The following is a 13,058-nucleotide window of genomic DNA, read 5'->3' as shown; positions in this document are numbered from 1 at the left end:
ATCCATGGAGATGTTCACCGCGGAGACGACCCCCTGCTTCGGCTGGCAGATCCAGGAAGGTCAGTTCCGGCTGGTCTACCTGACCGGCCCCGGCCCTGCCCACGGCCCCGGCCCGACACGGCGGGCGGCCCGTGAACAGGAGGCCCGCGCTTCCCGCGACTACTTCTGCTTCGACCGAGCGCACCCCGCTGGGTGACACCGGTCCCGAGTGACTGTAGCCGCCCCGCATGCTCGGTTGCCCTTCAACGGGTTCGCGCCCGACTTCGTCTACCGGAGCATCCCCGCTCCGAACCTGACGATCGAGCAGGTCCTCCGGCTTGGTGTCACCTATGCGCGGCGGGCGTTGACGTGTCACGCAGAAGCGTGGGACAAGGGATGAGGGCGCGGCTGAGCGCCGGCTAAGCGGGATGACGGCCTTCCGGTCCCTGTTGAAACTCATGCCGGACGTGGCGGGTGCTCACGCTTTCGTCGATACAGCAGTGGACAGTGAAACCCTCGTCCAGGCGTGGGACGGCCCCGGTCCCATGAAATCGCTGCCGGGTGGACGGAAGTTGCGTCGGATTGGTGCCGCGGAGATCCATTTTTCCGACATCATCGGGGCATGCAGAAGCTCGAGGCGCACGAGATGCCCTTGCACAAGGTGTTCAGCAGTGACTACGACTTCCAGATACCTGACTACCAGCGCCCCTATGCCTGGCAGGAGGAGCAGGCTGCTCAACTGCTGATGGACCTGCAGGAAGCCCTGGTCCGTGGGACGGATGAGCCGTACTTCCTCGGATCCGTTGTGCTCGTCAAGAACAGCGCGGTCCCGAAGGCGGACGTCATCGACGGCCAGCAGCGCCTCACGACCCTGACCATCCTCCTGTCGGTCCTGCGCGACCTCACCGAGGATCCGGAGCTGCGTGGCGACCTCGACCGGCTGGTCATGGAGCCGGGTGCCAAGATCCGTGGGCTCGCCCCGAGGCCGCGGCTCACTCTGCGGAGCCGTGACGCGGACTTCTTCGAGAAGTACGTCCAGACGAAGGGCGCAGTGGCCACTCTTCTGACGCTCAAGGAGGAAGCCCTGCGGACCGACGCGCAGAAGGCCGTCCTCCGCAACGCGACAGTCCTCCACCGCAGCCTCACCGCGTTGACCGAGGAACGCCGGCTGGAACTGGCTCAGATGCTCGCCGAGCGGACGTTCCTTGTCGTCGTCAGCACTCCTGACCTCGACAGCGCACACCGGATCTTCAGCGTCATGAACTCCCGCGGCCTGGACTTGTCTCCCACCGACATCTTCAAGTCGCAAATAATCGGGGATCTCGGGGCTGAGGCGTCTGAGGCGTGCGCCACCACCTGGGAGGACGCCGAGGAGATGCTGGGGCGCGACGACTTCGCGGAACTCTTCCTCCACCTGCGGATGATCTTTGCCAAGAAGCGGGCGGAACAGGAGCTGCTCAAGGAGTTCCCTGAGCAGGTACTCAAACGCTACCTCCCCGGCAGGGGCGAGGTCTTCGTCCATGACGTTGTCCGGCCGTATGCCGAGGCTTATGCCCAGATCCGTGAAGCACGTTATGAGTCCGCTTCGGGTGCGGAGGCGGTCAACGCCTGGTTCAGGAGGCTCCAGCAGGTCGACAACTACGACTGGCGGCCCGCCGCTCTCTGGGCGCTGCGTCACCACGAGGACGACCCGGCATGGCTCGACACGTTCATGCGGGCCTTGGAGCGGCTGTCGGCCAGCATGTTCGTCCGCCGTGTCTACACGACTCCCCGCGTCACGCGGTACGCCGAGTTGCTTCGGCAGCTCGACGAGGGACAGGGCCTTGCCTCCCCGGCTCTCGAACTGAGGGACGATGAGAAGGTCGAGACCCGGGCCAGGCTCGACGGCGATCTCTATCTGGTCGGCAAGATCCGCAAGTATGTGCTGCTCCGGCTCGACGAGCTGCTGGCCCGCGGGCAGGGGGTGACGTACGACCACCCGCTCATCACCGTGGAGCACGTGCTGCCGCAGAACCCGAAGGCCGATTCGCAGTGGGTCGGGCTGTTCGACGAGGAGCTGCGTGCCCAGTGGACACACCGCCTGGGAAACCTGGTGCTGCTGAACCGCGCCAAGAACTCGGCGGCCCAGAACTACGACTTCGCCGCCAAGAAGGCCAAGTACTTCACCGGCCGCGGGGGAGTGGTCCCCTTCGCGCTGACCAGCCAGGTGCTCCAGCACGTCGAGTGGACCCCCGACGTGCTGAAGGCCAGGCAGGAGGAGCTGCTGGGGGTGCTCTTCGAGGAGTGGCGTTTGTGAGCGCGGGGGCCGGGGCGGCATACCCCGGCCCTGAGTCCAATGATCTCCATGAAGTTCCAAAGAGTTCCATTGTTGGGCCTGTGTGGGCTATGGTCGTCCACAACTCAGGTCTCACGGCCCCGCGTTACCACGCTGCTCCCGTGTGTCCCCTGTCGTTCAGTTGCCGTCGGCCTGTCCGGCCGTACGCACCGCAGTCGTCGCCTCCACGGGAGTCCCGTCATGCCCGTACCCATCGATCCCGCCCCGGACCCGTCTCCAGCAGGGCAGCCCGCCCAGGATCCGACCGCCGGCGCCCTTGCCAGTCTCCTCGCCGGGCGGCTCGCTGGCTCGGACCTCGACGAGGACACCCGAGCCCTCCTGCTCACCGCCTTCCAGGACGACGGCGGGGCGCGCGGCCGGATGCCGGGCGCCTACCTGCAGTCCGTCACGGTCAGCGGCTTCCGCGGCATCGGCCGTACCGCACGTCTCCCCCTCACCCCCGGCCCGGGACTCACCCTGGTCACCGGCCGCAACGGCTCCGGCAAGTCGAGCTTCGCGGAGGCCGTCGAGATCGCGCTGACCGGCGACAACGCCCGCTGGCGCGGCCGCAGCGACATCTGGCGCAAGAGCTGGCGCAACCTCCACCACGGCCAGGAACCCCAGGTCGCCGTGGAGTTGCGTCTCGACGGCGATCCCGAGCTGGCCACCGTGCTGCGCACCTGGCACGGGGACGACGTCGCCGACTCCACCGCCGAACTCGACCGGCCCGGCCACGACCCCGTCCCCCTCCCGGGTCTCGGCTGGCAGGAGGACCTGGCGACCTACCGCCCCTTCCTGTCGTACTCCGAGCTCGGCCAGGTGATCGGCGGCAAGCCCAGCGAGATGTACGACGCCGTCGCCTCCATCCTCGGGCTGGAGCAACTCGCCGCCGCCGACAAGTGGTTGCGCGACCTGAGCCGCGAGTACGACGCGCCCGCCAAGGAGGCGAAGGCCGAACTCCCCGCTCTGCTCACCTTCTTGGCCGGCACCGACGACCCCCGCGCCCGGAGCGCCCACACCGCACTGAGCGGGCGGCGCCCGGACCTCGCGCGGGCGGCCGAACTGGCCGTCGGGACCGGCCCGGTGGACGAGGCCCTCCTGTTCGACCTGCGCCGCCGCTCCACCCTGACCGGACCCGACACCGAGGCGGTCGCCACGGCCGTGACCCGGCTGCGCGAAGCCATCGCCTCCGCCGAGGACCTGCGGGGCACGTCCGCCGAGGACGCGCTGCGCCGCGCCGAACTCCTCGCCCGCGCGCTCGCCCACCACCGCGCCCACCCCGACCTCGACACCTGCCCGGTGTGCGGCGGCGCGGCCCGCCTCGACGAGGAATGGGCACGCGACGCCGCCGAGCAGGAACGCCGGCTGCGCGCCGAGGCCGAGCAGGTGCTCACCGTCCGCAGGGAACTCGACGCGGCCGCGCAGGCCGTCCGCGACCTGGCCGTCCCGCCCCCCGACTGGCTGCCGTCCGGGATCGCCGCCGCCTGGGACGACTGGCTGCGGTGCCGCACCGTGTCCGACCCGGCCGTGCTGGCGTCCGCCGCCGAGCACGCCGCGCGGATCGCCGCCGACGCCGCACGGGTCACCCGCCAGGAGGCCGCGGCGCGCCTCGCCGACCAGGACGACACCTGGCGCGACGGCGCGCGGGCGCTCGCCGCCTGGCTCGACAAGGCCCACGCGGGCCGAGCGGGCGGCCCCGCACCTGGCCCGCGTCAAGGCCGCCCAGAAATGGCTCAGGGCCACCCACGACGAGATCCGCGCCGACCGGATGCGGCCCATCGCCGAGGACGCCCAGCGCATCTGGTCCAATCTGCGCCAGCAGAGCAACGTTGCCCTCGGCCCGGTCCGTCTGAGCGGCTCCGCAACTCAGCGCAAGGTCGCCCTCGACGTGACCGTCGACGATATCGACGCCCCCGCGCTCGGCGTAATGAGCCAGGGGGAACTGCACTCCCTCGCCCTGTCCCTCTTCCTCCCGCGCACCTTCCTCCCGGGGAACCCCTTCCGGTTCCTCGTCATCGACGACCCGGTGCAGTCCATGGACCCCGCCAAGGTGGACGGCCTCGCCCGCGTCCTCGCCCTCCTCGCCGAGCACCGCCAGGTCGTCGTCTTCACCCACGACACCCGCCTGCCGCAGGCCCTGAAGTACCTGCGGCTGCCCGCCACCGTCCTCACCGTCGACCGCCGCGAGCGCTCCGCCGTACGCGTACGCTCCGGCGACGACCCCGTCAAGCAGGCCCTGCACGACGCGAAGGCGCTCGCCAGGACGCGCGACCTGCCCGGTGACGTGGTCGCCCGGGTCCTGCCCGGCCTGTGCCGAACCGCCCTGGAGGCCGCCCTCCTCGAACCGGCCCGCCGCCGGCTCCTCGGCACCGGCCTGCCTCACGACGAGGTCGAGCAGCGCATCGCCAAGGCCCACAAACTCACCGAACTGGCCTCCCTCGCCCTCTACGGGGAGATGGATCGGGTGGGCGAGGCCATGACCGACCTCACCCGGGCCTACGGCCAGCAGGCCACCGACCACATCCGGTGGTGCAACAAGGGCTCCCACGAAGCCGTGCCCGTCGACGACGTGGAGGAGATCATCCGCCGCACCGCGGACCTCGCGAAGGCGGTGCGATCCCTGTGACCACGATCCGCCCGGCCACACCCGTGCCCTCCGCGCGCCCGCCCCGGCTCCCCGTGACCCTCCCGCCTCCGTCGCCGTCCATCTCGACCCCCGAGGAACTGCTCGCGGGCGCGGACCGGTTGCTCGGCACTGCCACCGCCTCCACCACGGGCGTCTGGCCGCGCGCCGTGGCCCTGCTGCTGAGACACGCCCTCGAAGAGGCCCTGCGCCGCTACTGGCAGACCCGCAAACCGCAGCTGGCCCGCTGCCCGCCGCACGCCCAGGCCCTGTGCCTGGAGTCCTACGCCGACCCCGACACGGCCCGCCGCTGGTCGGCGACCTGGGCCGGCCTCAGCCGGGCCTGCCACTACCACGGGTACGAGCTGGCTCCCACGCAGGGGGAGCTGTGGGCGTGGCGGGACGACGTAGATCGGGTGATCGGGGCGTTGACGCTCCGGACGCGGTGACGGATCGCCGTCGGACCGCAGGCCCCTCGCGCGGGGCAGGCGGCGGACGTCGGCCGGTGGGCGGGGGCGGCACGGAACGGGGTGCCGGGGAGGGGGCTGCCCGGTTGCCCACCTCGACCAGCCGCACTCGCACCGTCGTCATACGCGTATTACGATGTCTTCGTGGCGAAGACACGCATCAGCATCAGCTTGGAGCAGGACCAGGCCGAACGCATCAGGCAGCACGCGGAACGGGCGGGCATGGACGTCTCGGCCTATCTGGTGCATGCCGCAACGCGCCAGATGGCCGAGAGCGATGCCATAGAGGAACAGTTCGCCGAGGTGGACGCACTCATCGCCCGGGCGGAGCGAGCGGCGGACGGGCTGCCCGCAGAACCCGCCCCGGAACCGACCGCGGAGCTGACGGAGCAGGAACGCCGCGATGTGGAGGAGGCCCTGGGGCTCGTCCACGGTCGCGACCGGCAAGGCCGCCGTCCGGGACACGCCGCGTGAGCGCACGGGTGCCGGTCTACGACACCGGCATGCTCATCGCACTGGCCGACCGCAAGGCGAAGGCGGTGGCCCTCCATGAGGGACTGCGCACGGTCCCGCACCGGGCGCTGGTGCTCGGACCGGTCCTCGCACAGGTGTGGCGCCCCCAGCCGGCGCTGGTGCATGCCCTGTCCGGCGTCCTGAAGGACTGCACCGTCCCTCAGGCCCGTACGTCCGAGCCGCCCATGCGCGAGACGAAGGCGGGCCGTCCGGAGTGTCTGGCCTGTGCGACGGGCCCGGACCTCGCGGACTGGCGGCGCATCGGGACCGCTCTGGGGCGGGCGGCCCTGCCGGCGAAGAAGCGGCCGGACGCGGTGGACGCCTGGGTGGCCTTGGCGGCGGCCCGGCACGGCAGCTCGGTGATCTTCACCACCGACCCGGGAGACATGCACGCCTACCTCACGATTCTCGCGCCGTCGGACGTGCACGTGGTCGCTGTCTGATGACCGGGAGCCACGCTCGGCCCCGTCCAGGCGTGGCGCAGGCGGTGAACGAGCCGTCGGCAGGAGCGGGGCACGGAGTTCGGCCCTGCGCAGACTCGCTCCGCGAGCGGGTGCCGAGGTGATCAGCCATCAACGGCAACGGCCATCCAGTGCCACGGCCTCCCCGCGCGCCGACCGCTGAACTCGCCCAGAGTCCTCCACCCGCTTCGCCATTTACCACGGCCGTGGTACTTGGCACGGCAGGAGCAGGTGCACAGGAAGCCCTGGGCGTTCTGGCAGGACGAGTTGCACCTTTCACGCGGGTTGTACTCACGGCCGATGAGGACGCTCGGATACCTGCGGAGCAGCTCCCGGCTGATGTGGGGGAAGTGAGCGCTGGCCACCGTCCAGCACCCCTCGCGGCTGTCCCACCGGAACGATCTATCGCTTCCGACCCAGCCGGACAGTTTCCGTTCGTGCTCCCACATCGTGTGAGCCGGGAACCAGACACCGAACCACCCTTTGGCGGGCAGGCCGATTGTCGGCAGGTGCTCACCCCGATAATTCGGCAGCCACTCAGGGGGCTTGAGGTACTCGGTCTTCTCCCGCAAGGCACGCCCGCGCCCTTTGTCCCTGCCCGTAGTCCGCCGGTTACGTCGAGGCCCGGGCCCCCACTCGACCGACACAAGTGCGGCGAGCTGACCGGAGGCATAGCAGGGGAGACGACTTATCGGCCTGTCATGGGCGACCACGCGCCCGTCCTGGTCGACCTCGATGGAGTTGCGGCACTTCAAACACGTGCGGTTGAACCCTCCGTCGCCCACAAGCACCCCCTTGGCTGAGCTGATGTCTACCGTGCCTGCTGCCGTGTCCTGCCGGTCTCGGCTCGCATCACGTGGGATATCGCGGACGGGACGTTCCGCGTGAACTCGCCCCGATGGCCCGGAGCGAGCGGCCTCGCGGCAACCACGTAGGCGCTGGACGCGCCGTAATCGACTGCGATGGCGGTGGCGGGGTGCTCGACGTAATTTCAGTGCACCGAGGGTCAGCCAGGCGGGTTCTCGGACGTGGGCGGCGTGCTGGACGTCAGCCCTGGCCACGACGTCGGGGGCGGGCCAAAGGCGCGACGACCGGCCCTCACAGTCAGAGTGGCCATGGCGGCGTTGGCACCACCACCGATCACAGCGCCGATACCGAACGGTGCCACTCGACCGAGAACGATGATCCCCTGCTTGGTCCCGTACTTCGTGATGAAGTTCTTTCCCAGGATCTTGTTGATCTGACGCAACGTCTCGGCCGGTACCTTGGCGACAACCTGACGTCCCCAGTGTTGCCCCGTACGCTCGGCGACCTTGGTGATGGTGGCGGAGCCACTCCCGCCGAGCATGATTCCCATCACGATCGTTCGGCGGCGCTCGATCTCGTCGATGGGGACTCCGTGGACCTCGGCGAGCGAGAGCGCGAAGAGGGCGCTCAGTTCAAGGGACGAGAGCGCCTCACCTGCCGAGAGTGCCAGTGCGACTCCCGTGCCGACGCCGGGCGCGGCTGCGGTTCCTCCGACTGCGGCACCGGTCCCGGTCAAGGCGCTGAGGTACATCCGCTCCAGATTGCGGATCACCTGTGCCGGCGTCGCCTCCGGGGTCCGTTGGCGGGCCCGGGCTATGTTCTTGCGCACCAGTATGCTCTGGCTGTCGATCGCCTTGTCCAGGAGGTCGAGGACTCGCTGCCCACGTCCGTCTTCTGCCGGCACAGGTCCGCCGTGGGCATCTGTTGCCACGCTTTGAACTCCTTGGGTCGTTAGGCCCCAAGTCTCCCACTCAGGCAGCCGGTTCTGGGACGTTTTCCCCGACAGCGCCTACCGGTTTCGAGATTGGAGCCGTCGCGGTGGCGGTTCATCCAGACGTCTGGCTTGAACTCCTGAGTCGTGGCCGAGGGTTGTGCTCAGCCGCGTGCCGCGTAGCGGGTGAACCGCGCCCGGCCGTCGCGGTCAGGTACGCCCGCTGTGCGTGTCCGGGCCGTGGGGCTCACGGGCGCATTCGGCCCAGACTGTCTTGCTGCCGGGCGGATACGGGTCCGTGCCCCAACGGTCGGCCAAGGCGGCGACCAGGAGGAGGCCTCGACCCGACTCGGCGTCGGGGAGAGGGCCTCCGTCTGCCGAGGCCGACAGGAGCGGGAGTCGATCGCCACGGGTGTCGGTGACGGCGATGCGGAGGGTGCCGGTGTCGAGGGTGAGGACGAGGCGGAAGTCGCGTTCCTGGACGCGGCCGTGCAGGGCGGCGTTGCCGGCGAGTTCCGCCACGATCTGTTCGGCGCGCTCGGTGACCCCGGGTGACACTTCCCAGGCGCGGAGCTGTTCGACGGCGAGCAGACGGGCGAGGCGGGCTCCGCGGCGGGTGGATGACAAGAGCAGTGAGAACGTGCGTACGGTTGCGGAGAGTTGGGGTGTGGTTGCGTTCATGAGGCCACGGTGACGGGCGCGCGGGGGCGTGTTCCAGGCGCCCGGCCCGTACGGTACGTCAGGGTACGGGCACATTCCGTGGACGGTACGCAGCGCGGTCCGTCACTCTGGGTGCCGTCGGGCGCAGAGACGACGGACAGTGCGTGTACGGAATCGGAGGTGGCCGCGGATGACGGGCGGCATCGACATCGACATCGTAGGCAGCGACCACGGCGGCGGCAACGGCCGCGACGGGAGTCATGACGGTGGTCCTGACGGCGACGACCTGGCCGCCTGTGAGCCGGATCGCGAGCCCGACCCCTCGGACAGCCTGCGGACGTGGGGTGCCGTCCAGCAGGCGCTGCGCGAGCACGCGGGCTACAGCAGGGCCGAGTTCGCGGACCTGGTGCGCTTCTCCAAGCACACCGTGGAGTCGGTGGAGCTGGGGCGGCGGATGCCCGACGAGTCGTACGTGGTGCGGTCGGAGGAACTCCTCGGGAACACAGGCGCGTTGCGGAAGTCGTCGAAGTACGTGAGGCGAGGGCGGGGGGATGTGGGGCTCGCGGCCTGGTTCCGGGAGTGGGCTCGGCTGGAGCGGGTGGCGGTGAGCCTGTGTACGTATGAGTGCAGGTTGGTGCCGGGGTTGTTGCAGTCGGAGGGGTATGCCAGGGCCGTGTTCGACAACAGCATCCCGCTGCTGTCGGACCAGGAGTTGGAGGACCAGCTCGTCGCGCGGCTCGATCGACAGAAGCTGCTGCGTGCGCGGCACAACGTCCCCTTCAGCTTCATCGTCGAGGAGCATGTGCTCAGGCGTCGGCTCGGCGGGGCGGATGTGATGCGGGGCTTGTACGACCATGTCCTGGAGTTGACCGCGCCGCGCAACGTGACGTTGCAGATCATGCCGGTGGACACGGAGTTCCATGCATGTCTGGATGGCCCGGTGCGCTTCTGGAGACTCCGAAGCGGCAGCGGCTCGCGTACTCCGAGGGGCAGTAGAACGGCCGCCTGATCTCCGACCCGAAAGAGGCGAGCCTCCTCTACCAGCGCTATGACACACTGCGCTCGCAGGCCCTGAACCCCAAAGACTCACGGGGTCTGTTGGAGCGACTGCGAGGAGAGCTATGAGCACGACGGAACTCGCCTGGTTCAAGTCCAGCTACAGCGGCACCCAGGGCGACGACTGCGTCGAGGTCGCCGTCACCGAACAGGCCATCTGCGTACGGGACTCCAAGGACGTGACGCGCCCTCACTTCGCGGTGGGGCGTGAGGGGTGGTCGCGGTTCGTGGGGTTCGTGACGGAGGTTTGAGCGGTGTAGGCGTCGATGGCCGATGACAGGTGATGCGGGAGCGGTGCCGCCCGATCCCGCATCACACCGGCGCTAAACGCCGCGTACCGAGCCACGTACGCCCAACTGGGGCCGGGCCCCTTCCATGCCCTCGCACAGGCCACGACCGGACTTTCAAATGGGATGGCAGAGTCCCGTCAGCTTTCGCGGCTTCGGCAGATACCCGCGAAGTCGCAGCCGGCGCAGGACGAACACCAACTGTCCAGGCGGAGGAGCCGGTTCGTGCGCAAAGAATCGGCAGCCTCGGTGACCCGCTTGCTGAGGTCGGTCATGACCTCGGGGTCCACCATTTCGCGCGTGTCACGCCCCGCCTTGTCGAGGTTGAGGACCTCTACGACATCCGCGTTCTGGCCCGTCAGCTCCCGATACCCGAGCACGTACAGGTGCAGTTGGTCACGGGTGAGGTTCTCGGCTTGGGCGCGCTCGCTCGACTTGAAGTCGACGACCGATGTCTCGTTCGTGTCCAGTCGCTTGATCAGGTCGACACGGCCGGTCACGGTGACGCCGGGAACCGGGTGGATCTCGACGGGCTGCTCGGAGTATCTCGTCTGGTGCAGGGTCGCGCCGTGACGTTCCAGGTAGCGCCGCACGGCCGTCTCGGCGGCGGGGCGGAGCTGGTCGGCCGCCGCCTTGTTCGCGAAGGGGAGGTTGAGGTGGCGGTCCACCAGGTCCTCCGCCTCCTCCGGGGCAGCGATGTCGCCCTCGATGGCCCGTTTGTGGATCTCCGCCATGACGTCATGGAGCGACTTGCCGAAGCCGAGTTCCTTCTGCAGAGGCGAGTCGAAGCCGTACAGAAGACGGAGCTTGAAGGAGTACGGGCACTCGAAGAGGTACTTCAGGTCCGAGAAGGACATGACGACCTCGGGGATACCGCGCATGGGGGTCGGCGTGAGCCGTCCGTCGGAGGAAGGGCGGACCTCGCGGGTCAGGACGGTGTGCACCTGCGTGGCCTCGTTGAAGAAGTCCGAACGCTTCTTGCCCGTGCGCTTCTCCGTGGGGGCGAAGGAGAGTGCCAGGTACTTCTGGGCGCGGGTGACAGCGACGTAGAACAGGCGGCGCTCGTCCGCCTCGGTGCCCCGGTAGCGGGCCGCGCCCGGGACGAGGCTCTCTTCGACCACATGGAATACGCCAAGTCCGCCCCGGCCGGAGGCGGGAAAGGTGTTCTTGCGCAGGGCGGGCAGAAAGACGGCCGGCCACTGCATGCCCTTGGCCTGGTGGACGGTGGCGATGACGACGGCGTTGGGCTGGGCGTAGCCGTTGTCCCCGTCGGACTCCTCGTAGTAGTCGGGAGCCTGGTACTCGACCCACTTGGCGAACGCGTCGAATCGCTGCTGGGGCTCGCTGGTGAGATGGATGCGCTCGAAGTCCCCGATCGCGGTGGAGAAGCGACCGAGGTTGTAGTAGACGAGCTCGCCCCGCTCGCGCGGAACACGCTCTTCGCGCAGCTCCACGGCTTCGAGGAAATCAAGGAAGACGCCTTGGAGCGTGGTGGAGTCCCAGGGCTTGGACGCGTCCCACCGCATGGCCGCGGTGAGCACGGGGAGTCCGGCGCGGACATCGCCCTCCGTGAGCCCGACGCCGGCGTCGACCCATGCGTCGATCACGTCCTGCTCGTCGGCCTCCCCCGCGACGAACCGGAAGCAGCTGACGGCCGCCTGCACCTCCGGCGTCTCGAAGAGCTTGGTCAGGCCCTTGATGACATACGGGATGTCGCGGCGTCGGAGCTCTTCGACGAGCGGGCCGGCGTCGGCCTTCACGGAGCGGAACAGGACGGCGAAGTCGGACCAGTCGAGTCCCCGGGGCTCGCTGCCTTCCCGGTCCTGGAACGGCACGCCGCGTAGCCGCTCCATGCGGTCCACGAGCCAGCCGGCCTCCGCCTCCGTGTCCGGGAATTCGAGTGCCAGCAGGTCGCCGCGCTCGAAGGTCTGGTGCCCCGCCGCCGTCATCGCCTTGTTAAGGCGTTCGCCAGGCGGAATCTGCTCGACAACGCGGCGTGCGAGGTCGACGATGGCGGGGCTGGAGCGGAAGTTCTCGTTCAGCGTGGCTCGGCGGACGCCCGGGTAGCGGTTCTCGATCGTGAGGATGTTTTCGACGGCACTGCCGCGCCACTGGTAGATCGTCTGGTCGTCGTCACCGACCACGCAGAGGTTCGCCCCGTGGCGGGTGAGCCCGCGGATCAGCTGCTCCTGGACCGGGTTGGTGTCCTGGTACTCGTCGACGACGACGTACCTGACGGTCTCCTTGACATGCCGTTGGAGGCTCAGGACGGACTCGTCGCCCTCGTCGTTGTCGTCGTTGAGCAGGACCGCGGTGTTGTGGAGGATGGCTGTGTAGTCGAAGTACGCGCGGTCGCTGAGCAGTTGCATGTACTTGTCGAGCCCGTCCGCCACGTCGGAGCGGAGCCCGTCCAGATCCACGTCGTCCTCCCGGAGGATCGACATGACCTGCTGGTACAGCTTGGAGTTGACCCAGCGCCGCAGGGGCTTCGGGGTTCCCTGGACGATCGCGTTCGTCGTGGTCAGCCCTGACTGAGTGCTGTACTTGTCGATGATCAGGCGGGTCTGCACGTCGTTGAGGACGTTGTACTTGAACGCCTCGGGCACGTGGCTGTGCAGTAGGTCGAGGGCGTAGCCGTGCATGGTGCCGATGTACATCTCGGCGAGGCCGTGCACCTCGCCGTGGAGTTCACGGATCCGCGTGTGCACACGCTCCTTCAACTCGCCTGCGGCCTTCTCGGTGAAGGTAAAGGCGACGATGTTCCTGGGCTGGACACCGGGCCGTCCGAGCAGGCGGGCGATCCGCTGCGAGATCACCTCCGTCTTGCCGGAACCGGCGCAGGCGACGATGAGGAGGTTGTCGTCGTGGGTGTCGATGGCGGTGCGCTGGGCGTCCGTGAACTGCACTGTTCCCCCCGAAACTGGCTGTTGTGCTGGTGCTGGTGCGGTGACGTGGTGCTT

The 13,058-nt window shown here is 69.0% G+C and carries 9 protein-coding genes and 3 pseudogenes; 9 read left to right on the top strand and 3 right to left on the bottom strand.

Annotated elements, in window-relative coordinates:
- The first annotated feature begins 4 nt into the window (after positions 1-4).
- From H305_RS0118920 to H305_RS0118890, 7 genes and pseudogenes are all read left to right on the top strand, one after another.
- The gene (locus tag H305_RS0118920) at positions 5-196 is read left to right on the top strand and encodes a hypothetical protein (RefSeq protein ID WP_028801759.1); all 192 of its coding nucleotides are present in this window, start codon (positions 5-7) and stop codon (positions 194-196) included.
- Positions 197-601: 405 nt separating this feature from the next.
- The gene (locus H305_RS0118915; protein ID WP_028801758.1) at positions 602-2,275 is read left to right on the top strand and encodes a DUF262 domain-containing protein; all 1,674 of its coding nucleotides are present in this window, start codon (positions 602-604) and stop codon (positions 2,273-2,275) included.
- 39 nt (positions 2,276-2,314) lie between these two features.
- Positions 2,315-2,881: pseudogene (locus H305_RS56400) on the top strand (AAA family ATPase); the annotation flags it as partial.
- A gap of 1,030 nt (positions 2,882-3,911) precedes the next feature.
- A pseudogene (locus tag H305_RS54870) lies at positions 3,912-4,919 on the top strand (hypothetical protein); the annotation flags it as partial.
- The gene (locus H305_RS0118900; protein WP_028801755.1) at positions 4,916-5,365 is read left to right on the top strand and encodes a hypothetical protein; all 450 of its coding nucleotides are present in this window, start codon (positions 4,916-4,918) and stop codon (positions 5,363-5,365) included. The pseudogene H305_RS54870 and the gene H305_RS0118900, both read left to right, overlap by 4 nt.
- 162 nt (positions 5,366-5,527) lie before the next feature.
- Positions 5,528-5,857, top strand: a complete 330-nt coding sequence (locus H305_RS0118895; RefSeq protein ID WP_010474533.1) for a plasmid mobilization protein — start codon at positions 5,528-5,530, stop codon at positions 5,855-5,857.
- A complete protein-coding gene (locus H305_RS0118890; protein ID WP_028801754.1) occupies positions 5,854-6,339 on the top strand; it encodes a hypothetical protein in 486 nt (161 codons plus the stop codon). Before H305_RS0118895 ends, H305_RS0118890 begins: the two co-directional genes overlap by 4 nt.
- Positions 6,340-7,363: 1,024 nt before the next feature.
- Here the strand turns inward: H305_RS0118890 and H305_RS0118880 are convergent.
- Positions 7,364-8,095: a hypothetical protein gene (locus H305_RS0118880; protein WP_028801753.1), complete on the bottom strand. Its 732-nt coding sequence runs from the start codon at positions 8,093-8,095 to the stop codon at positions 7,364-7,366.
- A gap of 210 nt (positions 8,096-8,305) precedes the next feature.
- The gene (locus H305_RS46405; RefSeq protein WP_037764518.1) at positions 8,306-8,776 is read right to left on the bottom strand and encodes an ATP-binding protein; all 471 of its coding nucleotides are present in this window, start codon (positions 8,774-8,776) and stop codon (positions 8,306-8,308) included.
- A 169-nt stretch (positions 8,777-8,945) separates the two neighbouring features.
- On the opposite strand from H305_RS46405, the pseudogene H305_RS46400 reads away from it, so the two are divergent.
- Both H305_RS46400 and H305_RS0118865 read left to right on the top strand, forming a co-directional pair.
- A pseudogene (locus H305_RS46400) lies at positions 8,946-9,880 on the top strand (helix-turn-helix domain-containing protein).
- Positions 9,877-10,062, top strand: coding sequence for a DUF397 domain-containing protein (locus tag H305_RS0118865; protein WP_028801752.1), 186 nt, complete (start codon positions 9,877-9,879; stop codon positions 10,060-10,062). Before H305_RS46400 ends, H305_RS0118865 begins: the two are co-directional and overlap by 4 nt.
- 176 nt (positions 10,063-10,238) lie before the next feature.
- Here the strand turns inward: H305_RS0118865 and H305_RS0118860 are convergent, their stop codons facing one another.
- On the bottom strand, positions 10,239-13,004 hold the full coding sequence (locus H305_RS0118860) for an ATP-dependent helicase (RefSeq protein WP_028801751.1): 2,766 nt from the start codon (positions 13,002-13,004) through the stop codon (positions 10,239-10,241).
- Between the last annotated feature and the right edge of the window lie 54 nt (positions 13,005-13,058).

It is taken from the genome of Streptomyces sp. 142MFCol3.1 (genome assembly GCF_000424945.1).
Classification (GTDB): Bacteria; Actinomycetota; Actinomycetes; order Streptomycetales; family Streptomycetaceae; genus Streptomyces; species Streptomyces siamensis.
The sequence above is the reverse complement of the archived record's forward strand: the minus strand, read 5'-3'. Positions and strand labels throughout refer to the sequence as shown.

Bases quoted from the DNA above. Each gene is read 5' to 3' on its own strand.
- H305_RS0118920 (WP_028801759.1), top strand. From the start codon at position 5: ATGGAGATGTTCACCGCGGAGACGACCCCCTGCTTCGGCTGGCAGATC.
- H305_RS0118865 (WP_028801752.1), top strand. From the start codon at position 9,877: ATGAGCACGACGGAACTCGCCTGGTTCAAGTCCAGCTACAGCGGCACC.
- H305_RS46405 (WP_037764518.1), bottom strand. From the start codon at position 8,776: ATGAACGCAACCACACCCCAACTCTCCGCAACCGTACGCACGTTCTCA.
- H305_RS0118915 (WP_028801758.1), top strand. From the start codon at position 602: ATGCAGAAGCTCGAGGCGCACGAGATGCCCTTGCACAAGGTGTTCAGC.